Source organism: Bradyrhizobium sacchari (assembly GCF_002068095.1).
Lineage (GTDB): Bacteria > Pseudomonadota > Alphaproteobacteria > Rhizobiales > Xanthobacteraceae > Bradyrhizobium > Bradyrhizobium sacchari.
The window spans coordinates 708,585-733,673 of sequence record NZ_LWIG01000007.1; the positions used below are offsets into that span (position 1 = coordinate 708,585).

The following is a 25,089-nucleotide window of genomic DNA, read 5'->3' on the forward strand; positions in this document are numbered from 1 at the left end:
TAATTCAGCAGCGGCTGCGGACGACACAGATCGCGGCCACCGCGAGCGGGGTCGCCAGCGCGATCCAGGACAGCGGCAGCCACACTCCGGTCTGGCCGAGCAATGCCGACAACAGGCCGAACAGGCTCAGGACGGCCAGCAGCACCGGCCAGCGCCAGATCAGGGCGAGCGAACGACGGCCGGTCACTCGGCACCTTCAGGTGAGGGCAGCGGCATGGCAGCGACAGTGCGCTCGGGTCTCGTCGCCGGTGACCGCGCGAGCCAGAGATAGAGCCCGCTGCCGAGCACCACGATCGTCACGAGATCCAGCACCACCCAGATGATCTTCAGCGGCATGCCGCCATAGTCACCGAAATGCAGGGGCCGCGACAGCTCCAGCGCGCGCAGATACCAGGGCATGGTGACCGCGGACACCAGCGCCCCGCTCCTCGCATCGACCAGCACCGGGCTGAACAGCCGCGAGGTCAATGGCTCCTTGCCCTTGGTCCAGACCACGTAGTGGAAGGGCGAACCGAACGGCGAGCCGGGATATACCACGCTCGTCGCCGTCATGTCGGGGAAGGCCGCCTTCACCGTATCATAGGCCGCCTGCGGTGATGACAGCTCCGAGGTGTGCGGCACCGGCTTGCCCTGCAGCGGGGCCAGCATCGCGCGCACGTCGGTCTGCTGCCACAGCGCGAACAGCGGCGTCGAGAGCTCGTTGATCACCCCGGTGGTGCCGACCACCAGCGCCCAGCCGACCGTGACGACGCCGAGCAAATTGTGCAGGTCCAGCCATTTCAGCCGCGGCGATCGCGCCGCGCGCACGGTGCCGAAATCCAGCTTGCGCATGAAGGGCCCGTAGATCGCGATGCCGGAGACGATCGCCGCGACGAACAACAGCGCCATCGCACCGAGGAACAATTCGCCCGCAAGCCCTGCGAACATGTCGCGGTGCAGGGACAGCATCAATTGCAGGAAGGTGAGGCCGTCCTCGCCGAACGGCTTCGTCTGTTTCAGCACGTCGCCCGTGTGGGCGTCGAACCGGATCGAGTGCAGCGACCTGCGGTTGGCCCTGAAGGCTTCCCAGGAGCTCGCCATGAACACCATGATCTTGGGCTCGTCATCGTCGACGAACACCGAGAGGATGGTTTCTCCGGGATACAGCTTCCTGGCCGCCTCGACCACCCGGTCGAGGTTGACATTGGGCGTGCCCTCCGCCACCTGCGCATAGGGCAAGGCGTCGTCGAGCAGACCGTCGATCTCGTCGCGCAACACCAGCGGCAGGCCGGTGATGCAGATCAGCAGCAGGAACAGCGTGCAGATCAGGCTCGACCATTTATGCACGAACAGCCAGCGCCGCAGCGCGGGCTTTCGCTCATAGCGACGTTCCCTGGAGATCGCCTGCGCGGTCATTGCGTCCCCCTACCAGCGGTAGCGCAGCGTCGCAATCACGTTGCGGCGCAGGCCGTAATAGCAGCCGGTGTCCTGACAGACCTCGACATACGTCTTGTCAAACAAGTTGGTCACATTGGCGCTGGCCAGGAAGCCCTTGAATTGCGGACCGAGGGCCGCGAGGTCGTAGTGCACGCCAAGATCGAACAGGGTGGTGGCAGGAACGTCGAACGTATTCAGTGAGTTGCCGGGCGCGGCGCCGAGATAACGCACCCCGCCTGACAGACCGAAGCCATCAAGCGCGCCGCCATGAAAGGTGTAATCCGCCCAAAGCGAGGCGGCGTGAAGCGGTATGCCGGGAACACGCTTACCGAGATTGGTTGTGTTCGACTCGGTATTGACGATCTCGGTATAGGTGTAGGCGCCAAGCATAGTCAGATTGCGGCTGATCTCGCTCTTGCCTTCGAGTTCGACGCCGCGCGAACGTACTTTGCCCGTCTGCACGTTCGAACGCACGCCTCCGATGATGTGAGTCGGATCGGGGTCGGGCGTCAACACATTCTGCTGTTCGAGGTTGAAAACCGCCAAGGTCAGAAGTGTCTTCGGATCGAGCTGGTATTTGACACCGACCTCCTCCTGCTGGCCTCGCGTCGGCTTGAATGCCTGGCCGAAGAAGTTGGTGCCTAGCCGTGGCTGGAAGGATTCGGTGTACTGGACATAGGGCGCGACGCCGTTGTCGAACTTGTAGAGCAGTGCCGCACGCTTGATCAGGGCACCGTCCGACTTGGGCGCGGTGATACCGGTCAGGAGATTGTCGGTATCGAGGTCGGCTTGGTCATAGCGCAAGCCGAGCAGTGCGACGAAACCGCCGAACTTGATCTGGTCCTGGCCATAGAACCCGACCTGTTCGAGCCTCTGGCGATTGTAGGTGGCCACCGGCGGATTCGGGAGCGGCAGGCCATACACGGGGTTGAACGCGTTGATCGCGGGAACGCCGGTCGTCGTATTGCGGGCAAGCGCGGTATCGACGGAGTTGCGATAGTCGATGCCCAGCAAGGCGGTGTGATCGAGCGGGCCGGCCTTGAACTTGAATTCGCCCTGATTGTCGAGGGCAAGCGAGCGTAGCGTCTCGTAGGTTGCGTAGACACCGCGCGGAAGGCTGAACGGGTTGGTCAATACGGTTGGCGAGACCACCTTGAAATCGGTGGAGTTGTCCATGTAGCGCAGGTTCTGCCGCACCGTGACCACGTTGTTGAAGTGGTGCTCGAACAGATAGCCGATCGAGCCCACCGTGCGGTCGGTCTTGTCGAAGCCCGGCTCGCCCGAATAGAAGCTGGTCGGAATCTTCGCGCCGCCGGCGACCGGGAAGACCGTGCCATTGGCGGGGAGCAGGTTGAAGAAACCGGCCTTGGGATCCCGCTGATAGGTGCCGAGAACCGTCAACGTGGTCTGGTTGTCCGGTCTCCATGTCAGTGACGGCGCGATCGAGACACGCTGATAACTGGTGTGATCCACCTGGCTGCCGACATCGAAGCCAGAGGCAGTGAAGCGGTAGAGAAATTCCTTGTTCTTGTCGATCGGCCCCGAGAGGTCGACGCCCGCCTGGGCGCGGCCATAGCTGCCGGTCGAGACGAACATCTCGTGATAGGGCTCGAGCGTCGGCCGCTTGGAGACGAGATCGACCAAGCCCCCCGGCGAAGCCTGGCCATACAGCACTGAAGCCGGGCCATGCAGGATCTCGACACGCTCGAGATTGAACGGCTCGACGATCGGGTAGGCAAAGATGCTCGCATTCATCAGCCGGAGGGAGTCGAGGTACTGGTCGGCAAGGAATCCTCGAATGAAGATCTGGTCGAAGCGCGCATCGGCTCCGTTCGCCTCGGCCCGCACGCCCGACGTATACCGTACCGCCTGTGAGACGCTCTGCGCGCCCTGGGCTTGGATCTGGTCCTGCGTCACGACGGAGATCGCAACCGGCGTCTCGATCAGCGGCGCATCAGTCTTGGTGCCGGTCGCGCTCCGCGTCGCGACCATGCCGTCGACATGGCCGAATGCGGATTCCTTGTGGCCGCCCCCGGCTCCCGCCCCGGCTGCAGCCGCTGCCGCGGCGCCGGCCGGTGCATTCGCGCGCGAGACGGCTCGCGCGCGGCCCGCTCGACTGCGCGAGGATGACGTATTGACGCGCTTCGGCGGCGCACTGCTCTGGACGATCACCGGGGCGAGCTCGGTGCCCGCGGCAGCGGCCGAACCCGCTGTCGATGATTGGGCTGCCGCCCCTCCCATACCAACGAACAACACAACTGAGCTGACGGCCCCGATAAGCCGCCAGCGCCGCACTTCCAAGACGCCCACTGCAACTTCCCCAACTTCCAACGACTGCGCAACGCAGCCGGAACAAGGAGTTAGCGCAGCGGTTCAGCGTTGCGGGCTGGAAGGCTTCCAGACTGGAGGTTTTCCATTTCCAGACTACAGAGGCACTGCAACCGGGAGCAGAGCCGTGCAGTATCGGCGGCGACCGATGCCTGCCGCAACCGCAGGCGGATTGTCGACTTTGCAAAAGTTGCGACTGAGATGGGTTCAACGCAGACCTGCAAACGCAGCGGCAGATCTTGCGCGATGCTGCGTCAATAGGGACAAACCGCCCCCACTCACGCAAACGCTACTCGGATAGGCAGGCGGTTGCCGTTAAAAACGTCACCCTGATTCTCAAAGCTATTTTACTCAATGAAACCGTCCGTCAAGGCGAACCTCGCCGCATTTCAGCACGACGCCAGACTCTATCTGACGCTCGGCATCGCCAATTGGTCGGTGTTCGTCGACCATATTCCGAACAACGTCGTCAACCTGCTGACGCTGCGGAACTTCGGTTTCAGCGGCGCCGCCGATCTGTTCGTGTTCGTGGTGGGCTATGGCGTTGCCATCATCCACGGCAGGATGGCACTGGAGCGCGGCTACGTGGTCGCTGCAACGCGCATCTTCCGTCGCGTCTGGCGGCTCTACGCCGCCTATATCGTGCTGTTCGTGATCTATATCGACACCATCGCCTATGTCGCCTCGCAATCGATGGCACCGGAGATCATCCACGAATACAACATCTCGGGAATTCTCGAGCACCCGCTGCGCATCCTGGTTCGCGGCCTCGTGCTCCAGGAAGAGCCGCTGAACCTCGACTTGCTGCAATTGATGATCCCGCTGATGGCGTTCTTTCCGCTCGTGCTGTGGGGCCTGATGCGATGGCCGAACCTGACGCTCGGCGCATCGATCGCGCTGTACGCCGCCGCACGGTGGTTCGACTGGAATTTCCGCGTCTATCCGGACCAGGAATGGACCTTCAATCCGCTGTGCTGGCAGATGCTGATGGTGCTGGGCGGCTGGTTCGCCGTCACAGGCGCGCCGGGGCGTGCGCTGCGCGGCATGTCCTGGCTGCGGATACTCGCCGGCGCCTATCTGGTCTTCGCGATGGCCGTCACCCTGATGCGCCACTCGCCGGCACTGTCCACCTACCTGCCCGATTTGCTGCTGAGCAGCATCGCGCCGACCGACAAGGAAAACCTCGCGCCCTATCGCGTGCTCCACTTCCTCGCCCTCGCGCTGATTGCGACCCATCTCGTTCCGGCCGATCATCCCGGCCTGACATGGAGACCGCTGCAGGCGGTGATCACATGCGGCGAGGAATGGCTCGCGGTGTTCTGCGTCGCCGTGTTCCTGTCCTTCGCCGGTCACCTCATCCTGATCACCGGGCCGAACCTGGTGCTGATGCAGGTCGCGGTGAGCATCACCGGCTTCGCCGCGATGACTGGACTCGCTTATTACATCACCTGGTCGAAGCGGCAGGATCTGCCGGCAGCCCTGCGGCAAGCGCGATGATGATTCATCCGGATCTCATCGCGCCTTGGGCGAAGAATCGTGCGATTCTGCTAGGCCGAAGGCGGCGGCTGCGCTATGCCGGGACTCTGCGTGAGGAGACCGGGCGTGGCGATGGCGAAAGGCGGCGGTGAAGAGGCTGACAGCGTCCCCCGGCGCGGACGGCCGCGATCGGTCGAGACCTCCAACGCCATCCTCGAAAGCGCCTATGTGCTGATGGCGGCCACGGGCCTTGCCGCCACCACCATCGATGCGATCGCACGCCACTCCAGCGTCTCCAAGATGACGATCTACAAATGGTGGCCGTCGCGGGAGGCGCTGCTGATCGACGCCTTCCTCCACCATGCCGCGCAGATGCTGCCGCTGCCGCCCGCGAGTGCCGGCACGCCCGCGGCACGCGCACGCCGTCATGCCTCGGCCTATGCCGAAGCGCTCCAGGGCGAATTCGGCAAGGTCCAGCTCGCCGTCATCTCCGAATGCATCTCCAAGACCGGCTCGGCGGAGCTGTTCTACGCACGCTACTTGCAATTCCGCCGCGACGCGCTGGTGGACATGATCGCGGCGGGCCAGAAGGACGGCAGCATTCTGGCCGGGGCGCTGCCTGAGGATCTCTACGACGCGATCTATGGCAGCCTGTTCTACCGCTACATCTTCGGCATCGCGCCGATCACGCCCAGCTATGCGCGCAATCTGGTCGATCTGGTGTTGCGGCCGAAGGATTAGAAGCGCAACCCCTAAAGCATGATCCGCGAAAGTGCGAAGCGTTTTTCCGGAAAGATCATGTTTAAACAAAAACCCGAAGCGCGATGACGCTTCATCCAAATCTCATCGCGCTTTAGCGTACCGGCCTGACCGGGGCCGATATCTTGTCCGTGCGGTCGCGCTCGGTCATGTCCACCACCGTCTCCATCGGCGCGGTCAATTCATAGACGTAGGAGACGTCGGTGAAGAAACGCTTGGCGGTCCCCCCCAGCGCCTCGGGCGCGACGCGGTCGAGCAGGATCAGGCCAAAATCGGAATCGGGCCGGCGCGTCGCTTCGCTGGTGTTGAACTCCTCCCAGCGGAAATGGAACACCTCTTCGGGTTCCTCACCCGTCACCGTCCAGTTGGCGGTAATGTGCGGATGCTTGCCGACCAGCGACAGGCCCTCGTCGGAATGCGAGGCGAGCTCGAAGAACAGCAGCGAGAGGCTCTGCGCGGCGCGCGCGCTCACCGCGATGTCGGGGCCGGTAACGGCGATGCGATCGGCATGCGGAATCGCGCGCGCCTCGAACAGGCCTTTCAGCTTGACGCCCTGCCACTGGCTCTCGCTGAGCAGCGAGACCACGTTGGACATGGCGTGGATGCGGCCGATCAGGAGCTCGCGCGCGACGTCGATGTCCGAGCCGTGGCGCAACGTGCGCGTCACGATCGACTGGATCACCGCCAGGATGTTTTTCACGCGGTGGTTCAGCTCGTCGATCACGGCGGTCAGGCGGCGCTCGAAGCCGATCCGCACCTGGATTTCCCGGCTGAGCCGCAGATTGTTGTAGGCGACATAGCCGAACAGGCCGCACACCATCGCGGTGATGGCAAAACCGATCGCAGCCACGATGATCGCGGTCTGCTCGGCGCGGCGCGCCGAATTGGTCTTGGCGTAATAGCTGAGCTGCCAGTCGCGGCCGCCGAAACTCACCGTACGTGTCGCCGACGGCGCCGGGCCGTCCGCACCTATGCGCGTGGAGACCACCCCCTGATCGTTGGCGATGAGTTCGCCGCCTTCCTTACGCGGATCCTTCAGCGCAACCGAGAACAACGACATGTCGTCGTTGGTCAGCATCAGCGAGGCGAGCTCATAGGAAAACGTGACGAACCCGGCCGGCTCAGTTGCCCCCTCGGGAATCACGGGAGCAGCCACGATGATGCCGATCGGGCCGTTCCCGCGCAGCAGCGGCAGCGGGTCGGATGCGACCGATCGCTTCTCGATCCGGGCCCGGGCGAGCATCGCGCTGCGCACCGGATCCTGGTCATAGCTGCGGCCGGGCAGCGTCTTGGTCTCGTCGCTGCGCGGCTCGAGATCCATCAGCACGTCGATCGGATGAGTGAGGCTCGCGGGGGCGATGGGCTTGTCGCTGTAATCGCGGATCTGCGGCTTCGGGAAGCCGGCCGCCGCAATCGCTGCTTGCGCTGCAGCGAGCTCATTCGGCTGAAGCCGGGCCACCCAGCCGGCCACCACGAAATCGGTCTTGAACGCATAGATCGCCGAGCGCAGCGGCTCCAGCATGTTGGGCTTGAGCACCGACGGCGCGCGGAACAGGCCTGAGGCGACACGCGCAAGCAGCTCGCGCTCGGTGAGCCGGTCCTGAACCAGGCTCGCATGGACGTCGATCGCGCGCGCGAGCGCGATCCGGTCCAGGGCCAGCTCCTGGTCGTGGACGCGATAGGCCGCAAGCCCGGAAAGCAAGGCTCCGAGCAGTGCGATGAAGCCGATGATGAAACCCAGCCGGACCACGCGACTACTCAGACGGAAGCGGGAGATCGGCAATAAACACGGAGCATATGAACGCCGCTCGAACGGCCATGTGCCGAAACAGGGTGAACCCCAACGGCGCAGATAATGGAGGAGGAGGCATCAGTACGCAACTTGGGTCGCCTGGAAAGCTTAATCCGCCCGGCCGAGGGTCCGGCCGGGGACCGAATTGCCCCGGGCACCGGAGGTATTCAATCGCCGTGCCCGAAATTTGTTCCGCAAGGCGCGGCTCTGCCCCAGGCGTTAACGGTGAAAACGCCTGCGCCAAGTCGTCGCGTCGGTCAGCCGGCCCGTTTCAGCCCGCCTTTGGCCTCGATGAAGCCGATGATGCGGTCGAGCCCCTCGCTCTTCTTCATGTTGGTCATGACGAAGGGGCGCTCACCGCGCATGCGCCGGGCGTCGGTCTCCATCTTCTCGAGGGAGGCGCCGACATGGGGCGCAAGGTCGATCTTGTTGATCACCAGCAGGTCGGACCGGGTGATGCCGGGGCCGCCCTTGGACGGGATCTTGTCGCCGGCGGCGACGTCGATCACGTAGATGGTGAGGTCGGCCAGCTCCGGGGAAAAAGTGGCAGCGAGGTTATCGCCGCCGGACTCGATCAGCACGAGGTCGAGGCCAGGGAATTTCGCGCGCATATCCGCGACCGCCGCGAGGTTCATCGAGGCGTCCTCGCGGATCGCCGTGTGCGGACAGCCGCCGGTCTCGACGCCTGCGATGCGATCCGGCGTCAGCGAGCCCGAACGCACCAGGAATTCCGCATCCCATTTGGTGTAGATGTCATTGGTGATCGCGGCGATGTCATAGCGCTCGCGCATGGTCTTGCAGAGCAGGTCCATCAGCGCGGTCTTGCCTGACCCGACCGGGCCGCCGACGCCGACACGCAAGGGGCCGTGAGAAGTCGACATGCTCTCTCCTTAACGTCGGCCCGGCGAAGGCCGGGATCCATAGCCAGCGAATTCGGTTGTCGCCACAACCTGTGACTCCCGCCGTCCATAATCACATGCATTTGTGGTTATGGGTCGCGGCCTTCGCCGGGACGACACTGAGAGCCTAGCCCTCATGACCTGAACAGCCGCGTGTATTGCGTCTCGTGCCGCAGGCTGGCGAGATCGGCGCGGAACGAGGCGCTGCCGAGATCGTCCAATGTCGCGTTCAGCGCGCGATTGGCCGTTGCGGCCACCGCCGCTTCCAGCCGCACCAGCACGCGCTGGCTGTCGGTCTGGCCGAGGGGAATGAGGCGGCTGGCCGCCGAGATCCAGTTCGAGACCAGCGCATGCAGGAAGGCATGCAGCGTCGGCGCCAGCGGCACGCCGTGCATAGCTGCGACCACACCGACGGCGACGGGATAGACCAGTGGCCCACTGCATGCCGCAACCATGGCATCCAGGCCATCCGCATCCCACGCCGCGCGGGAGATGTCGATGAAGGCGCGGCCCTGCGAGGTCGTCTCCAGCTGACGCTCGCGCGACGGCACGAAGGCGCTTGCGAGTTCCGCGATGTCGCGCAAGGAGGTCTCCTCGCCCGCCTCCGTGGCGCGATAGGCATGGACCAGGAACACCGCATCGCAGAAGCCCGAGCCGTCGCCGAGCATCGCATCAAGCCAGTCGGTGAGCGTCGCGATGTCCGTGATGTCGCCCGCCTCGACCGCCCATTCGATGCCGCTGGAATAGGAAAAGCCGCCGACGGGAAACCCCGGCGATAGCCAGGTCATCAGCCGGTACAGCGCTGCCGCCTCGCGTTCGGCGAGGCCGCCGGTGCCAACAGGCTCATTTGTGGTCATGAGCATGCTTATGGCCGTGGTGGTGGTCGGGATGGTCGCAATGCTCGTCGTGGTGATGGTGGTGATCGTGCCCATGGTCATGCGCATGACCATGATGATGGTGGTCATGGCCGTGATGATCATGACCGCGGTGGTCATGGTGGTCATGGCCGTGATCGTGGTGGTGATGGCCGTGATCGTGGTGCGCATGGTCGTCGTGACCATGCGCGTGGCCGGCGTCGGCATAGGCGCCGCCTTCGGGATCGAACGGCGCTTCGATCTCGATCACACGCGCACCGAGGCCCTTGACCATGGCCTCGATGACATGGTCGCGGCGGATGCGCAGGCTCTTGACCATGATCTGCGTCGGCAGATGGCGGTTGCCGAGATGCCAGCCGACGCGGATGAGATGATGCGGATCGCGGCCGCGAATTTCGAGCAACGGCTCGGGTGCCGCGACCACCTCGACCAGCCGTCCGTCCTCCAGCACCAGCGCATCGCCGCCGCGAAGTGCGACGGCGTTCTCCAGGTCGAGCAGGAATTCGAGACCGCGCGTCCCCGTCATTGCCATGCGGCGACGGTGCCGATCGTCGAAATCGAGCACGACTGTGTCCGCCGGCGCTTCCGTGAAGCGGTGTTGTCCCCTGACCTGCGTCGCCCGGATCATGCGTCTCACCTCTCTACCGTGTCTCGACCTTCTCGGGCGTGATGTATTCGACCTTCGGCGGCGCCGCGAAGCATTTCACCGCGATCCGGCCGAACGTCTTCATGTGTTCAGCGGCACGATGCGGTCCCAGCGCCTCCATGTTCTCCCACTGCTCGACGAACACCATCTTGCTCGGATCGGTGACGCTCTCATGCATGTCGTAGGCGATGTTGCCGGGCTCTTTCCGCGTCTCCTTGATGCAGGCGATGGCACCTGCAATAAATTCGGCGCGCGTCTCGGGCTTGATAGTCAGGGTCGCAACAACGTAGATCACGAGAAATCCTCCCGGCTTTTCTTCTAAAGACTGGATACCGGGCGGGACATTAGACCAGGCGGGACCGAACGCAAAACCGGAAAAGACGTCCCCGGGCACTCGCCGGGAGCATGCGTTGAGGCGCTATTTCAGTACATGAAATATCGCTGCGCCATGGGCAGCACCTCCGCCGGCGCACAGGTCAGCAGCTCGCCGTCGGCGCGCACCTCGTAGGTCTCCGGATCGACCTCGATATTGGGCGTGGCGTCGTTGTGGATCATGCTCTTCTTGGAGATCCTGCCGCGGGTGTTCTGGACCGCATAGAGCTTCTTCTCGATGCCAAGCTTTCGCGCCAGGCCGCCGGTGACCGCGGCTTTCGAGGTGAAGACGACGGAGGACGCGGTCCTCGCCTTGCCGAAGGCGCCGAACATCGGCTGGTAGTGCACCGGCTGCGGCGTCGGAATCGAGGCATTGGGATCGCCCATGGGCGCCGCGACGATGGTGCCGCCCTTGATGATGCAGTCCGGCTTGACGCCGAAGAACGCCGGCGACCACAGCACGAGATCGGCGAGCTTGCCCTTCTCGACCGAGCCGATCAGCTTCGACACGCCATGCGCGATCGCGGGATTGATCGTGTACTTGGCGATGTAGCGCTTGACGCGGAAATTGTCGTTGTCCTTGCCCTTGTCCTGCGGCAGTGACCCGCGCTGCTTCTTCATCTTGTCGGCGGTTTGCCAGGTCCGGATAATAACCTCGCCGAGGCGTCCCATTGCCTGCGAATCCGAGGACATCATCGAGAGCGCGCCGAGATCGTGCAGGATGTCCTCGGCCGCGATCGTCTCCTTGCGGATGCGGCTTTCGGCGAACGCGAGGTCTTCGGCGATCGAGGGATCGAGGTGGTGGCACACCATCAGCATGTCCAGATGCTCGTCGATGGTGTTGCGCGTGAACGGACGCGTCGGGTTGGTCGAGGACGGCAGCACGTTCTTCAGGCCGGCGACCTTGATGATGTCTGGCGCGTGACCGCCACCGGCGCCTTCGGTGTGGAAGGCGTGGATGGTGCGGCCCTTGAACGCCTTGATGGTGTCCTCGACGAAGCCGGATTCGTTCAGCGTGTCGGAATGCAGCATGACCTGAATGTCGTAGTCGTCGGCCACCGACAAACAGTTATCGATCGCGGCCGGTGTCGTCCCCCAGTCCTCGTGCAGCTTCAGCGCGCAGGCGCCGGCCTTGATCATCTCGACCAGCGCCGCGGGCCGCGAGGCGTTGCCCTTGCCGGAAATGCCGAGATTGACAGGGAAGGCGTCGAACGACTGGATCATCCTCCCCATGTGCCAAGGTCCCGGCGTGCAGGTGGTGGCGAAGGTGCCGTGCGACGGGCCGGTGCCGCCGCCCAGCATCGAGGTGACGCCAGACATCAGCGCGTGTTCGATCTGCTGCGGGCAGATGAAATGGATGTGGCTGTCGAAGCCGCCTGCGGTGAGGATTTTTCCTTCACCCGCGATCACGTCGGTGCCGGGGCCGATGACGATGGTGACGCCGGGCTGGATGTCGGGATTGCCGGCCTTGCCGATCGCCGAAATCATGCCGTCCTTGATGGCGACGTCGGCCTTCACGATGCCCCAGTGATCGACGATCAGCGCATTGGTGACGACCGTGTCGGCCGCGCCCTGCTTGTTGGTGACCTGCGACTGCCCCATGCCGTCGCGGATCACCTTGCCGCCGCCAAACTTCACCTCCTCGCCATAGACGGTGAAATCCTTCTCGACCTCGATGATGAGGTCGGTGTCGGCGAGCCGCACCCTGTCGCCGGTGGTCGGGCCGAACATGTCGGCATAGACGGAACGCTTTATTTTGACGGACATCACAAGCCCCGTTTGCAATTGAACTGTTGACTGCTCACAGCAAGGCCCTCGCTGCTTTCACGGCATCGTCGAATTTCGTATCGAGCCACGCATTGCCGCCGCGGCAACCCGCAACGACCTGCGTGGCCCACGCGATGTAATCGGCGAGATCCTCGCGCTCCTCAGCGGTCGGATCGGTTTGAATGCGCGCGCCCGTGTTGCTGATCTTGTCGGCGATCTTGATCAGCTTGGCGCCGGGCGATTTGTGCGGAGCGTCCTCGATCTGCTTCCGCCGTCTCACCGCCTTCGGCAGGCTCATGTCGTCGGTGCATTCGACGACGAGGGACGCAACACGCTCTGAGAATGTCTGCGCGAGCTCCTCGCGCGTGGTGCCGGTGTCCTCGATCGTGTCGTGCAGCCAGCCGGCTGCGACCAGCTCGGCGTCGGCGCCGTCGGTCGCGGTCGCAAGCAGGCTCGCGACCTCCGCGAGGTGATTGATATAGGGCTCTTTGCCGCGCCCCTTGCGCGCCATACCGTTGTGGCGGTGCGCGGCGAGCTCGGCGGCTTCCGAGACGAGGCGGATTGGGGACAGCATTCTTATGCCTCCTCCAGATGGTTGAGTGCACTGCGAACATGCCACATCACTCCCGTCGGAGTGCGCAGCATACCCCCCTCCCCGATCCTCCCCCGCAAGGGGGGAGGGAGCCTGATCGGCGTGCTCACCTGACAGTGCATCATGGCCTCTCTGGTGCGTCAGGATCAGAGGTAAGGGACGCACTGGCGGAAGGGTTCCCTCCCCCCTTGCGGGGGAGGGTTAGGGAGAGGGGTGCCGCTTGCTCCGCTGCCTCGAGAATGGAAAGAACAACGCCCTCGAGATTTTTCATCACGTCATCATTGGTGAAACGCAACACGTGATAGCCACGGGATGCGAACCATTGGTCGCGCTGTTCATCGCGCCGGATACGATCTTCGAAGTCGTGGCTCTCGCCATGGAGTTCAACGATGAGCTTGCAGGAATGGGCGACGAAATCCGCGATGTAATGGCCCATGGGAGTCCGACGGCGAAAGGCAAGGCCCGCGAGCCGATCGGCCTTCAGGTGGCGCCACAGCAACGTTTCTGCACGAGTCATCTCGCGCCTCAGTCGTTTGGCGCGGGTTCTTTGGAACTGAGGGACCTCGTCGTGTGGCATACCCCTCTCCCCAACCCTCCCCCGCAAGGGGGGAGGGAGCCTGACCGGCGTGCTCACCTCACATCGAATCACAGCTTGCCCTGTACCTCGCCGCGGAAGCCGTAGATCGTCTTCTTGCCCGCCATCGCGACGAGCTGGACGTCGCGGGTCTGGCCCGGCTCGAAGCGGACGGCGGTGCCGGCGGCGATGTCGAGGCGCATGCCGCGGGACTTCTTGCGGTCGAATTTCAGCGCGGGGTTGGTCTCGAAGAAATGGTAGTGCGAGCCGACCTGGATCGGGCGGTCGCCGGTGTTGGCCACCGTCAGCGTCACGGTCTTGCGGCCGGCATTGAGCTCGATCTCGCCGTCCTGGATGAAGAGTTCGCCGGGGATCATGTTTCGCTTCCTCTGTCATTCCGGGTCGGCCCAAAGGGTCGAACCCGGAATCTCGATCAACAATCTCTGGATTCCGGGTTCGCCCTTTCGGGCGCTCCGGAATGACGAATTCAAAACTACCTGATCGGCTCGTGCACGGTGACGAGCTTGGTGCCGTCGGGAAAGGTCGCCTCGACCTGGATGTCGTGGATCATCTCGGGAATTCCCGGCATCACCTGGTCGCGGGTCAAGACCTGCGCGCCCGATTGCATCAGCTCGGCGACGGTGCGGCCGTCGCGCGCGCCCTCGAGGATGAAATCGGAGATGATCGCGATCGCCTCGGGATGGTTCAGCTTGACGCCGCGGTCCAGCCTGCGGCGCGCCACGATCGCCGCCATCGAGATCAGAAGCTTGTCCTTTTCGCGGGGAGACAGATTCATGCGAGATCTCTTCCGTTCAACACGTCAATTCAGCCAGTCATCAGTTCAGCCAGAGGCGCGGCAGAGCCGCACCCGTGCGCGCCAGCACGGCCATCATGTCGGCGCGCAAACGCGCCGCATCTTGGGCACAGAACCGCGCCATTGCAAAGCCATTCCATGCCGAGATTCCGACCTCACCGGAGAAAGACTCCGATGCCTCCCGGATGCGCTCGAGGAGGACTTCGTCACCCGGCACGATCAGGACCGTGCCGATCGCCGCGCCGCCCTTGGCCACGGCCGACCGCGCGAGCTTTGCGCCGATATTGCCATCGAGCCGGACGGTTTCTGCGAACACCAGTTTCCCGCCGCGGCGCATCCGCCAGCGATCGACGAACTCGCCCTGCTCCATCCGCTCGCCCATGGCTGTACGGCCGAACACCACGATCTCGCAGAGCAGGAGCGAGGCCGCCTCGTCGAGCTCGATGTCGAAGCGGCGCTGCACCCGCGCGCGGTCGAACAGGATGGTCTCCTGCGGAAGCCATGACAAATGCGCGTCCGCGCCGGCCTTCAGGGCGATGTTGAGCTGCGCCGCCGGGCCCGGCGCGCGATAGACCTTCTCCGCCGCCGCCGTAGTCAGCGTCAGCCGCGCGCGATCCGCCGCCGATATCTCGATGTCGAAGCGATCGCCGCCGGCAACGCCGCCGGCGGTGTTGACGAACACGCCGGACATGCCCTGATCTTCCGGCGAGGGAAAGCGGACACGGAGCGAACCGGATTCATGCAAGGCGCCACGCCGCGTCACGCCGTCGCGCGCATGCACGTCGAATCTGACGGCACCGCGAGCACGGTTGGCCTCGAAAATCGTGGACGTCGCTGACAGTTCGCTGCGCATCCGTCTCCCCAGCCGGTCGCGGCAGGATTTTCCGGCTTACAGCGCCATCTGGCGACTGATTTCGGCCGGATCGAGATTGGAGCGGTCGCAGGTGAATTTCACCGCGCCGCGATCCATCACCGCGAAACTGTCGCCGAGTTCGCAGGCAAAGTCGAGATATTGTTCGACCAGCACGATGGCGATGTTGCCGAGATTGCGCAGGTACGAGATCGCACGGCCGATGTCCTTGATGATCGAGGGCTGGATGCCCTCGGTCGGCTCGTCGAGCAGGAGCAGTTTTGGCCGCATCACAAGCGCGCGGCCGATCGCGAGCTGCTGCTGCTGGCCGCCGGAGAGGTCGCCGCCGCGCCGGCCGAGCATGGATTGCAGCACCGGAAACAGCGAGAACACGTCGTCCGGAATGTGCTTGTCCTCGCGCTTGAGCGGACCGAAGCCGGTCTTGAGGTTCTCCTCGACCGTCAGCAACGGGAAGATCTCGCGGCCCTGGGGCACGAAGCCGATGCCCTTGCGCGCCCGCTCATAGGGCTTGAGGCCGCTGATGTCGTTGCCGTCGAACACGATCGCGCCGGAGGAGATCGGATATTGCCCGACCATGGCGCGCAGCAGCGAGGTCTTGCCGACGCCGTTGCGCCCGAGCACGCAGGTCACCTTGCCGGGCTCGGCCGAGATCGAGACGCCGCGCAGCGCCTGCGCCGCGCCGTAGAACAGGTTGATGTCCTTGACCTCAAGCATCGCTCAGCGTCCCAGATAAACTTCGATGACCCGCTCGTTGGACGAGACCTGGTCGATGGTCCCTTCCGCGAGCACCGTGCCCTCATGCAGGCAGGTGACCTTGACGCCGAGCTCGCGCACGAACGTCATGTCGTGCTCGACGACCATCACGGTGTGGGTCTTGTTGATCTCCTTGAGCAGCTCGGCGGTGAGATGCGTCTCGACGTCGGTCATGCCCGCGACGGGCTCGTCGACCAGCAGCAGCTTCGGATCCTGCGCCAGCAGCATGCCGATCTCCAGCCACTGCTTCTGGCCGTGGCTGAGGCTGCCGGCGAGGCGGTTGCGGGCCTCGGTGAGACGGATCGTCTCCAGCACCTTGTCGATACGCTCGGATTCCGCCCTGCTGCCGCGCCAGAACAGCGTGCCGCGGACCGAGTGGTCGACATTGAGCGCGAGCAGCAGATTGTCCTGCACGGTCTGGCTCTCGAACACGGTCGGCTTCTGGAATTTGCGGCCGATGCCGAGCTCGGCGATACGGGTCTCGTCGAGGCGCGTGAGATCCGTGACGCCGTCGAACAGCACGGTGCCCTCGTCCGGCTTGGTCTTGCCGGTGATGATGTCCATCATTGTGGTCTTGCCGGCGCCGTTCGGGCCGATGATGGCGCGCATCTCGCCGGGCTCGAGCGTCAGCGACAGATTGTTGATGGCGTGGAAGCCGTCGAAGGAGACGTGCACGCCGTCCAGGTAAAGCATGGCGGAGGTCGCGCGGGTGTCCATGACGTTCATGACCGCTTACTCCGCCATCTTGGGTTCGGTGACGCCGTCTTCGGCCGCGGCGCTCACTGAAGCCGCTGCACGCTTCTCATTCGACGAGGCCCACCAGGCATTGAAGGTACCGACGATGCCCTTGGGCAGCAGCAGCGTCACCAGGATGAACAACGCGCCCAGCATGAACAGCCAGTACGGCGCCAGCACGCCCGAGGTGAAGAAGGTCTTGGCGTAATTGACGACGACGGCGCCGAGCGCGGCACCGACCAGCGTGCCGCGGCCGCCGACCGCGACCCAGATCACCGCCTCGATCGAATTGCCCGGCGCGAATTCGCTAGGATTGATGATGCCGACCTGCGGCACGTAGAGCGCGCCGGCGACGCCGGCCATGCAGGCCGACACCGTGAACACGAACAGCTTGTAGGATTCGACGCGGTAACCGAGGAAGCGCGTGCGCGATTCCGCGTCACGCACCGCGATCAGCACCTTGCCGAGTTTGGAGGAGACGATGGCGCGGCAGATCAGGAAACCGATGATCAGCGCCAGGCAGCTCAGCGCGAACAGCGCGGCACGGGTGCCGTCCGCCTGCACGTTGAAGCCCAAGATGTCCTTGAAGTCCGTCAGGCCGTTGTTGCCGCCGAAGCCGAAATCGTTACGGAAGAAGGCCAGCAGCAGCGCGTAGGTCATCGCCTGCGTGATGATCGACAGATACACACCGGTGACGCGGGAGCGGAAAGCGAGCCAGCCGAAGCAGAAAGCGAGCAGGCCGGGCACGAACAGCACCATCAGCGCTGCGAACCAGAACATGTCGAAGCCGTACCAGTACCAGGGCAGCTTCTGCCAGTTCAGGAACACCATGAAATCGGGCAGGATCGGGTTGCCGTAGACGCCGCGGGTGCCGATCTGCCGCATCAGGTACATGCCCATCGCGTAGCCGCCGAGCGCGAAGAAAGCGCCGTGGCCGAGCGAGAGAATGCCGCAATAGCCCCAGATCAGGTCGATCGCGAGTGCCAGGATGGCGTAGCAGACATATTTGCCCCAGAGCGCGACCAGATAGGTCTGCACCTGCAGGAACGAGCCGGCGGGCAGCAGCAGGTTGGACAGCGGGATCAGCACGCCGAGCGCAGCGACAACCAGCAGGAAGATCGTCGCACCGCGGTCCAGCGATCGCGTCAGCATGTGAGGGGTCATGCTTCCACCGCACGGCCCTTGAGCGCGAACAGGCCGCGCGGGCGCTTTTGAATGAACAGGATGATGAGAACGAGGATGGCGATCTTGCCGAGCACGGCGCCGGCGACCGGCTCCAGGAACTTGTTGGCGATGCCGAGCGTGAAGGCGCCGACCAGCGTGCCCCAGAGATTGCCGACCCCACCGAACACCACGACCATGAAACTGTCGATGATGTAGCTCTGGCCGAGATTGGGGCTGACATTGTCGATCTGCGACAGCGCCACGCCGGCGATGCCGGCAATGCCCGAGCCGAGACCGAAGGTCAGCGCGTCGACGCGCGAGGTGGCGATGCCCATCGAGGCCGCCATGCGGCGGTTCTGCGTCACCGCGCGCATCTCCAGACCGATCGCGCTGTAGCGCAGCATGGCAAGCAGGATCGCGAACACTGCCAGCGTGAAGCTGAGGATCCAGAGCCGGTTATAGGTGATGGTGATCTGGCCGAGTTCGAACGCGCCGCTCATCCAGGAGGGATTGCCGACCTCGCGATTGGTCGGGCCGAACATGGTGCGCACCGCCTGCTGCAGCACCAGCGACAGGCCCCAGGTCGCCAGCAGCGTCTCCAGCGGGCGGCCGTAGAGGAAGCGAATGATGCTGCGCTCGATCAACACGCCGATGGCACCGGCAACGAGGAAAGCGAGCGGCACGGCGATCAGCAGCGAATAGTCGAACAGGCCGGGATAGCGGGTGCGGATCACCTCCTGCACCACGAAGGTGGTGTAGGCCCCGATCATCACCATCTCGCCATGGGCCATGTTGATGACGCCCATCACGCCGAAGGTGATGGCGAGCCCGATCGCGGCAAGCAGCAGCACCGATCCGAGCGACAGGCCGTACCAGGCGTTCTGCACCGTAGACCAGACTGCGAGCGAAGACTGGATCGAGCTGATTGCGCTTGCCGCAGCCTTGGTCACGGAGGCCGGCTGGTCGCCCATGCCGGTGAGCAGTGCCATCGCCTCCTGGTCGCCGCGCGTCTTGAGGATGGCGACGGCCTCCAGCTTCTCGACCTCGGTGGCATCGGACTTGAACAGCAGGATCGCCGCACGGGCTTCGCCAAGCGCGGCCTTGACGGATTTGTTGGTTTCCTTGGCGAGAGCGGCATCGACCGCCTCGAGCGCGCCTTCCTCATGCGACTTGAAGACGGACTGCGCGGCCTGCAGGCGCGTTCCGACATCCGGAGACTGCAGCGTCAGGCTGCCGAGCGCGGCATCGACGCTGCGGCGCAGGCGGTTGTTGAGGCGGACCGCGCTCGCACTGTCGGGAACGCTGTCCACCGCCTCGCCGGTCGCGGCATCGATCGACTTGCCGTCGGTGCCGGTGACGTAAACCTTCTTGCTGTCAGGATCGGCCATCAACCGGCCGTCCTGGAGCGCGCTGATGATCGGAAAAGCCAGCTTATTGCCGCTGCTCGCGATCGCGCCGACGGCTTCCTCGGTGTCGGAGAAATCGTCGTTGGCGAATTTGGCGACCGCATCCTCGAACGGACCCGCCAAGGCCGGCAGTGCGAACGCAATCAGAAGCAACGAGAGCAGGAGCGAACAGAGACGGGCGGGCAATTTGGCTGGCACTGTGAATGACCCCGGCAGAAATGGGTAGGGAAGGCGGCGGGATCGCCGCCTTCCCCGATCGTGCAATGGAGCGTCAGACCCGGATCAGGAGCCCGAGCCGAGGCACTTGTTGGTCTTGGTGTTGAAGTTGCCGCACTTCTTGCCGACCCAGTCACCGATCAGGTCCTTCGAGCCGTCGAGCTCCTTCGACCAGGCGTCGCCCGCGACGAGGCCCGGGGTCTTCCAGACCACATCGAACTGGCCGTTGCCCTTGATCTCGCCGATGAACACCGGCTTGGTGATGTGGTGGTTCGGCAGCATCTTCGACACGCCGCCGGTCAGGTTCGGCGCCTCGATGCCGGGAAGCGCATCGATCACCTTGTCCGGATCGGTCGACTTCACCTTCTCGACTGCCTTCACCCACATGTTGAAGCCGATCACGTGCGCTTCCATCGGATCGTTGGTCACGCGCTTCGGATTCTTGGTGTAGGTCTGCCAGTCCTTGATGAACTTCTCGTTCGATCCGTCCTTGGTCTTGATCGACTCGAAGTAGTTCCAGGCGGCGAGATGGCCGACCAGCGGCTTGGTGTCGATGCCGGCGAGCTCTTCCTCACCCACCGAGAACGCGACCACCGGGATGTCCTTGGCCTTGATGCCCTGGTTGCCGAGCTCCTTGTAGAAGGGAACGTTGGCGTCGCCGTTGATGGTCGAGACCACCGCGGTCTTCTTGCCGGCCGAGCCGAACTTCTTGATGTCGGCCACGATCGTCTGCCAGTCGGAGTGACCGAACGGCGTGTAGTTGATCATGATGTCTTCCTGGGCGACACCCTTCGACTTCAGATAGGCTTCCAGGATCTTGTTGGTGGTGCGCGGATAGACGTAGTCGGTGCCCGCGAGCACCCAGCGCTTCACCTTCTCTTCCTTCATCAGGTAATCGACGGCGGGGATGGCCTGCTGGTTCGGCGCAGCGCCCGTGTAGAACACGTTCCGCTCGGACTCCTCGCCCTCGTACTGGACGGGGTAGAACAGGATGTTGTTGAGCTCCTTGAACACCGGTAGCACCGACTTGCGCGACACCGAGGTCCAGCAGCCGAACACGACCGAGACCTTGTCCTTGGTGATCAGCTCGCGCGCCTTTTCGGCGAACAGCGGCCAGTTGGAGGCGGGATCGACGACGACGGCCTCGAGCTTCTTGCCGAGCACGCCGCCCTTCTTGTTCTGCTCGTCGATCAGGAAGAGGATGGTGTCCTTCAGCGTGGTCTCGCTGATGGCCATGGTGCCGGAGAGAGAGTGAAGCACACCGACCTTGATGGTGTCGTCAGCGGCCTTCGCGCCAGTCAATGAAGCCAGACCGAGCATCAGTCCGGCGGTCGCGGCGAGCACGCCGCGGCGGCTAAATGACGCCGCTATATCGTGAGTTGATTTGGTAAGCATTTGGTATCATCTCCCTGACGCAGACGTGAAAAACGCTGCGAAACGGCCCCACGGCCGCCTGCGATTAACGGAATCGCAAGAACCATGCCATGGGCCAGGCACCCAACAAGCACCTGATTTCATTCGATAATTCGCTGCAAATCAGAGTTTCGCGACGTCCTCTTCGCCTAAAATTTGGGCGAATAAAATGTATGCTAATGCGGCAGACAGTTCATTTTTTGAGCAGAAATGCACTTCTGTCTAAATTTCCGGCATAACTATTTCTGCACCGCAACCGCCGTTCGGGGCGTCCTTGCCTTGAAAGCGCCCCCTCAATGTTCCATATGAGTGTTCGAGACCTCTTGCGAATCAAGGGGTCGTTGCGAGCCGCGTGTTCTTAAGCCCCTCCGGGCCTCTGGCTTGCCCCATATCTCCCAAGCCATCCGACACCCCAAACACGCAGGTGTCTTCTCGACACCCTTTTGCGCGCGCCGCGCCGAATGCGCCGGGCGCCCGCTTTTGACATGGAAAGAACCCATCTTTTGACTTCGTTTCAGGACTTCGGCCTCGCCGAACCCATCGCGCGCGCTCTTCGTGAAGAGAACTACGTCACCCCGACCCCGATCCAGGCCCAGACCATCCCGCTGGCGCTGACCGGCCGCGACGTCGTCGGCATTGCCCAGACGGGCACCGGCAAGACCGCGTCCTTCGCGCTGCCGATCCTGCACCGCCTGCTCGAGAATCGCATCAAGCCGCAGCCCAAGACCGCCCGCGTCCTGGTGCTGTCGCCGACGCGCGAGCTGTCCGGCCAGATCCTGGACAGCTTCAACGCCTATGGCCGCCACATCCGCCTGTCCTCGACGCTCGCTATCGGCGGCGTGCCGATGGGCCGCCAGGTTCGCGCGCTGATGCAGGGCGTCGATGTGCTGGTCGCCACCCCCGGCCGCCTGCTCGACCTCGTGCAGAGCAACGGGCTGAAGCTCGGAAGCGTCGAATTTCTCGTGCTCGACGAGGCCGACCGCATGCTCGACATGGGCTTCATCAACGACATCCGCAAAATCGTCGCCAAGCTGCCGATCAAGCGGCAGACGCTGTTCTTCTCAGCTACCATGCCGAAGGACATCGCCGAGCTCGCCGATTCCATGCTGCGCGATCCCGCCCGCGTCGCGGTGACCCCGGTCTCCTCGACCGCCGAACGGATCAACCAGCGCATCCTCCAGGTCGACTTCTCGGCCAAGCCCGCCTTCCTGACCAAGCTCCTGCAGGATGAGCAGATCAACCGTGCGCTGGTCTTCACCCGCACCAAGCACGGTGCCGACAAGGTGGTGAAGACGCTGGCCAAGGCCGGCATCGCCGCCAACGCGATCCACGGCAACAAGTCGCAGAATCACCGCGAGCGCACCCTCGCCCAGTTCCGCACGGGCGAGATCCGCACCCTGGTCGCCACCGACATCGCCGCCCGCGGCATCGACGTCGACGGCATCAGCCACGTGATCAATTTCGACCTGCCCAACGTGCCGGAGACCTATGTGCACCGCATCGGCCGCACTGCGCGCGCCGGCGCCGACGGCACCGCGATCTCGCTGGTCGCGGGCGGTGAGGAGCTGGCCTATCTCCGCGACATCGAGCGGCTGATCAAGGTGGCGCTGCCGCGCGAAGATCTCCGCACCGACGCTGGTCGCCGCGATGCGGGTCCACCCCCGCAGCAGCAGCGGCAGGGCCGGCCGGGCGGCCGCCCAGGCCAGCGTCCGCAGGGCGCACGGCATGGTGACGGACGGCGTGACGACCGGCATGCCGACGGACGCCACCACAGCGCCGGCAGGCACGGCGACGGGCGGCCCGGCGAAGGGCGCCATGAAGGACGTCATGGCGAGGGCAGACCTGTTGATGGCAGGCCCGGTGAAGGCCACAAAGCCTCCAAGGGGTCTCGCCGTCGCCGCGGTTCCGGTGGTAAGATGAGTTCCTCACCAGCCGATCGGTCGGAACAGCGTCCCGCGCATAGCGCCGGCAAGCCTGATGGAATACAAGGCGTTGCCTTTTTGCGTCGCGAGAGTCGTCCCAACGGCCGACCGAACCGCAATCCTCATTCGAACTAACAGTCCACGACTGGAGACAACCACATGGCTAAGGAAGAGCTGATCCAGTTCGAAGGACTGGTCACCGAAATCCTCCCCGACGCCCGCTACCGCGTGCAGCTCGACGCCGGACACGAGATCGTCGCCTACACCGCCGGCAAGATGAAGAAGAACCGCATCAAGACGCTCGCGGGCGACCGCGTGACCGTGGAGATGTCGCCCTATGACCTCGAGAAGGGCCGGCTGATTTTCCGCCACAAGGACGAGCGTCCCTCAACGCCCGGCGGACCGCCGCGCGGTGGGCCGCAGCGCGGTGGCCAGTTCCGCCGCCGTTAAGCGTCGAAGCGTCGATCCGCGCGCAAGCGCGGAAGTAAAATTCTGGCCTGTATGCTGATCTGCCGCGCCCCGTCGCGGCGGATCAAAAAATCGTGCGCGTCACGATTGTTTTGAAGGCCCATTTCCAATAAAATGACTTAATCGATTTTCGGCCGGACGACATTGGCATCCACCGGTACAGCCGGTTCAGACACGCTGACGACCCTTCCAGAAATTCGATCTAACCTGTCCGCGCGAGCGGGCTCTTACATTGTTTATCTGAGAGGGAACTACCCCGTGAGCATGGGAACCGTGAAGTGGTTTAACGCGACCAAGGGCTTCGGCTTCATTCAGCCCGACGATGGCGGCAAGGACGTGTTCGTGCACATCAGCGCCGTCGAGCGCGCCGGCCTCGGCACGCTGCGCGAAGGCCAGAAGATCTCCTACGAGATCGTGGCGGATCGCCGGTCCGGCAAGTCGGCCGCCGACAACCTTCGCTCCGCCTGAGCCGACGGACCTTCGGTCCGGATCAGCTCGAACGAGCAGGTGAAAGCAACAGAAAAGGTCGTGCGCAACGCACGGCCTTTTTTCGTGTTGGAGGGCGCGGTGCGCGAGGGATCGACATAGAGCTCGGTGATCGTCGCCAAGACCGGCGTGGTGGCATAGGGCGTCATGATGCCGGTCGAGGCGGCGAAGAAGTTGGTGATGTCGGCATCGCCGAGCGAAGTCGACTGCGAGGTGAGGTCCGACAGCGTCCGCGCCACCAGCGTCACCTTGCGATCGATCGCCACCGCCGACGAGAACTCCACCGTGCCGAAGAACATCACCAGCATCAGCGGCACGACCACCGCGAATTCGGTGGCCGCAAGACCGCTGCCATCGGCAAGGATTTCGTACGCGGAAAGACGCATCGCCCGCCGGATTTTCGCAATCGCCTGCATCGTTCCGCCGATCCGATGTCCTGTTGTTTGAGCATGATCTCTTTGGAAAGCCGCTAGGCACTTTTCCGGATCACGCCCTAGTAGGGCTCGTTCTTGAACGCGGCCGTGGCCACAGCAACCGCTTGCTGCCGGAGAGATTGGAGATGTTGAAGCCCAGCCCGGTGATCGCGTCGAATTTCCCCAGCCGCAGCGATCGTCCGCGCTCAATGAAATAGCTAAAACTGATTGTTTAGGCGTTGCAGGCCGGCCGCGGCCGGCGAAGCGCGCCGTTAACGAACCGTTAATCGGGCACGCCCCGAGGCACACAGAAAACAGCGGACGGAGAGGCGTGCCGCGCGTCGCCGTCGGGGCCGGATCGCACGATCCCGCCCGGACTCCCGCCAGCCGGTCTTGTTAGTTCGTCTCGTTAGTTAGTCTTGGCCGCACCGCCGATCGCATTGCTGCTCAGCGAGCCCGCCTGGCCCATCGTGGTGTTGAAGTAATTGTCGCTGTCGCCAAGCGTCACGCGGCGCTGGCAGATCGGCAGGCAGCTGTAGGACTCGCGCTCAACCCCGCGATAGACGGTGACGAGCCGGTCGCTCGGACCTTCGACCTGGATCTGGCGGTCGACCAGGATTTCGCCGGCCCGGTCCAACGCGATGAAATTGGTGGCGCCGTAGCCTTTTCCGGTCACGACGATCATGCCGCCGGGCTGGAGCGTGACATCGGCGATCAGGGGATTGCCGACCACGATGGTCGCCACCTTGCCGGGCAGCCGGACCAGCTTGGCCTGATCGACATTGACCGCAATGGTGTCGGCGGTTGGTTCGGCGAGACCGGCAGAAGGCGATGCCAGCACCGCGGCCGCAACCAGAAGACAGACGCGCGCATGGCGGCGCAGCAATTCTTTACGCATACTCTTACCCCCGGGACGTCACAAACCGGCAGAA

At 63.9% G+C, this 25,089-nt stretch carries 26 protein-coding genes; 5 read left to right on the plus strand and 21 right to left on the minus strand.

The window, feature by feature from the left end; genetic code table 11:
* Nucleotides 1-4 precede the first annotated feature (4 nt).
* Genes A5906_RS09800 through A5906_RS09810 form a run of 3 tightly spaced genes read right to left on the minus strand, consistent with a single transcriptional unit; the run spans nt 5 to nt 3,588 of the window.
* On the minus strand, nt 5-187 hold the full coding sequence (locus tag A5906_RS09800) for a hypothetical protein (protein WP_080134982.1): 183 nt from the start codon (nt 185-187) through the stop codon (nt 5-7).
* A complete protein-coding gene (locus A5906_RS09805; protein ID WP_080134983.1) occupies nt 184-1,395 on the minus strand; it encodes a PepSY-associated TM helix domain-containing protein in 1,212 nt (403 codons plus the stop codon). The genes A5906_RS09800 and A5906_RS09805 overlap by 4 nt, the downstream gene beginning before the upstream one ends.
* Nucleotides 1,396-1,404: 9 nt before the next feature.
* Nucleotides 1,405-3,588, minus strand: coding sequence for a TonB-dependent siderophore receptor (locus tag A5906_RS09810; protein ID WP_245326652.1), 2,184 nt, complete (start codon nt 3,586-3,588; stop codon nt 1,405-1,407).
* 510 nt (nt 3,589-4,098) lie between these two features.
* Here A5906_RS09810 and A5906_RS09815 point away from each other — a divergent pair.
* Together A5906_RS09815 and A5906_RS09820 are read left to right on the plus strand one after the other, a co-directional pair.
* Nucleotides 4,099-5,241, plus strand: a complete 1,143-nt coding sequence (locus tag A5906_RS09815; protein WP_080134985.1) for an OpgC domain-containing protein — start codon at nt 4,099-4,101, stop codon at nt 5,239-5,241.
* A 111-nt stretch (nt 5,242-5,352) separates the two neighbouring features.
* Nucleotides 5,353-5,961, plus strand: coding sequence for a TetR/AcrR family transcriptional regulator (locus A5906_RS09820; RefSeq protein WP_167523551.1), 609 nt, complete (start codon nt 5,353-5,355; stop codon nt 5,959-5,961).
* Nucleotides 5,962-6,073: 112 nt separating this feature from the next.
* Here A5906_RS09820 and A5906_RS09825 read toward each other — a convergent pair whose 3' ends face one another.
* From A5906_RS09825 to urtA, 16 genes are all read right to left on the minus strand, one after another.
* Complete coding sequence (locus A5906_RS09825) at nt 6,074-7,729, minus strand: CHASE domain-containing protein (protein ID WP_080134987.1); 1,656 nt, start codon at nt 7,727-7,729, stop codon at nt 6,074-6,076.
* Between the two features lie 299 nt (nt 7,730-8,028).
* Nucleotides 8,029-8,652: an urease accessory protein UreG gene (gene ureG / locus A5906_RS09830; protein WP_080134988.1), complete on the minus strand. Its 624-nt coding sequence runs from the start codon at nt 8,650-8,652 to the stop codon at nt 8,029-8,031.
* Nucleotides 8,653-8,804: 152 nt separating this feature from the next.
* Complete coding sequence (locus tag A5906_RS09835; protein WP_080134989.1) at nt 8,805-9,533, minus strand: urease accessory protein UreF; 729 nt, start codon at nt 9,531-9,533, stop codon at nt 8,805-8,807.
* Nucleotides 9,514-10,173, minus strand: coding sequence for an urease accessory protein UreE (locus tag A5906_RS09840; protein ID WP_080134990.1), 660 nt, complete (start codon nt 10,171-10,173; stop codon nt 9,514-9,516). Before A5906_RS09840 ends, A5906_RS09835 begins: the two co-directional genes overlap by 20 nt.
* Before the next feature lie 13 nt (nt 10,174-10,186).
* Nucleotides 10,187-10,486: a putative quinol monooxygenase gene (locus tag A5906_RS09845; protein WP_080134991.1), complete on the minus strand. Its 300-nt coding sequence runs from the start codon at nt 10,484-10,486 to the stop codon at nt 10,187-10,189.
* 128 nt (nt 10,487-10,614) lie between these two features.
* On the minus strand, nt 10,615-12,330 hold the full coding sequence (gene ureC, locus A5906_RS09850) for an urease subunit alpha (protein WP_080134992.1): 1,716 nt from the start codon (nt 12,328-12,330) through the stop codon (nt 10,615-10,617).
* A gap of 34 nt (nt 12,331-12,364) precedes the next feature.
* Nucleotides 12,365-12,904, minus strand: a complete 540-nt coding sequence (locus tag A5906_RS09855; RefSeq protein ID WP_080134993.1) for an HD domain-containing protein — start codon at nt 12,902-12,904, stop codon at nt 12,365-12,367.
* Nucleotides 12,905-13,043: 139 nt separating this feature from the next.
* On the minus strand, nt 13,044-13,499 hold the full coding sequence (locus A5906_RS09860) for an endonuclease domain-containing protein (protein WP_136615093.1): 456 nt from the start codon (nt 13,497-13,499) through the stop codon (nt 13,044-13,046).
* 68 nt (nt 13,500-13,567) lie between these two features.
* Complete coding sequence (locus tag A5906_RS09865; protein ID WP_080134995.1) at nt 13,568-13,873, minus strand: urease subunit beta; 306 nt, start codon at nt 13,871-13,873, stop codon at nt 13,568-13,570.
* A 116-nt stretch (nt 13,874-13,989) separates the two neighbouring features.
* The gene (locus tag A5906_RS09870) at nt 13,990-14,292 is read right to left on the minus strand and encodes an urease subunit gamma (RefSeq protein ID WP_007605424.1); all 303 of its coding nucleotides are present in this window, start codon (nt 14,290-14,292) and stop codon (nt 13,990-13,992) included.
* Between the two features lie 40 nt (nt 14,293-14,332).
* Nucleotides 14,333-15,163: an urease accessory protein UreD gene (locus tag A5906_RS09875; protein WP_080134996.1), complete on the minus strand. Its 831-nt coding sequence runs from the start codon at nt 15,161-15,163 to the stop codon at nt 14,333-14,335.
* 36 nt (nt 15,164-15,199) lie between these two features.
* Nucleotides 15,200-15,895, minus strand: a complete 696-nt coding sequence (urtE, locus tag A5906_RS09880) for an urea ABC transporter ATP-binding subunit UrtE (protein WP_080134997.1) — start codon at nt 15,893-15,895, stop codon at nt 15,200-15,202.
* A gap of 3 nt (nt 15,896-15,898) precedes the next feature.
* Nucleotides 15,899-16,660 (minus strand): urea ABC transporter ATP-binding protein UrtD, encoded by a 762-nt coding sequence (gene urtD, locus A5906_RS09885; RefSeq protein ID WP_080134998.1) that lies wholly within the window; start codon nt 16,658-16,660, stop codon nt 15,899-15,901.
* Between the two features lie 6 nt (nt 16,661-16,666).
* Complete coding sequence (gene urtC, locus A5906_RS09890; RefSeq protein ID WP_080134999.1) at nt 16,667-17,833, minus strand: urea ABC transporter permease subunit UrtC; 1,167 nt, start codon at nt 17,831-17,833, stop codon at nt 16,667-16,669.
* A complete protein-coding gene (gene urtB / locus A5906_RS09895; RefSeq protein ID WP_080135000.1) occupies nt 17,830-19,437 on the minus strand; it encodes an urea ABC transporter permease subunit UrtB in 1,608 nt (535 codons plus the stop codon). The genes urtC and urtB overlap by 4 nt, the downstream gene beginning before the upstream one ends.
* An 84-nt stretch (nt 19,438-19,521) precedes the next feature.
* Nucleotides 19,522-20,850, minus strand: a complete 1,329-nt coding sequence (gene urtA / locus A5906_RS09900; protein WP_080135001.1) for an urea ABC transporter substrate-binding protein — start codon at nt 20,848-20,850, stop codon at nt 19,522-19,524.
* Nucleotides 20,851-21,329: 479 nt separating this feature from the next.
* Here urtA and A5906_RS09905 point away from each other — a divergent pair, with 479 nt between their 5' ends.
* The 3 genes from A5906_RS09905 (at nt 21,330) to A5906_RS09915 (ending at nt 23,726) form a co-directional block, all read left to right on the plus strand.
* Nucleotides 21,330-22,925 (plus strand): DEAD/DEAH box helicase, encoded by a 1,596-nt coding sequence (locus tag A5906_RS09905; RefSeq protein ID WP_080135002.1) that lies wholly within the window; start codon nt 21,330-21,332, stop codon nt 22,923-22,925.
* Nucleotides 22,926-22,949: 24 nt separating this feature from the next.
* Nucleotides 22,950-23,240 carry a translation initiation factor IF-1 gene (infA, locus tag A5906_RS09910; protein WP_009027364.1) on the plus strand — a complete coding sequence of 97 codons (291 nt, stop codon included), beginning with the start codon at nt 22,950-22,952 and terminating at the stop codon, nt 23,238-23,240.
* A 276-nt stretch (nt 23,241-23,516) separates the two neighbouring features.
* On the plus strand, nt 23,517-23,726 hold the full coding sequence (locus A5906_RS09915) for a cold-shock protein (RefSeq protein ID WP_080135003.1): 210 nt from the start codon (nt 23,517-23,519) through the stop codon (nt 23,724-23,726).
* Here A5906_RS09915 and A5906_RS09920 read toward each other — a convergent pair.
* Together A5906_RS09920 and A5906_RS09925 are read right to left on the minus strand one after the other, a co-directional pair.
* Complete coding sequence (locus A5906_RS09920) at nt 23,663-24,160, minus strand: TadE/TadG family type IV pilus assembly protein (RefSeq protein ID WP_080135004.1); 498 nt, start codon at nt 24,158-24,160, stop codon at nt 23,663-23,665. The two genes, A5906_RS09915 and A5906_RS09920, sit on opposite strands and share 64 nt — an antisense overlap.
* Before the next feature lie 406 nt (nt 24,161-24,566).
* Nucleotides 24,567-25,055, minus strand: coding sequence for a pilus assembly protein N-terminal domain-containing protein (locus A5906_RS09925; RefSeq protein WP_080135005.1), 489 nt, complete (start codon nt 25,053-25,055; stop codon nt 24,567-24,569).
* Nucleotides 25,056-25,089: the final 34 nt, after the last annotated feature.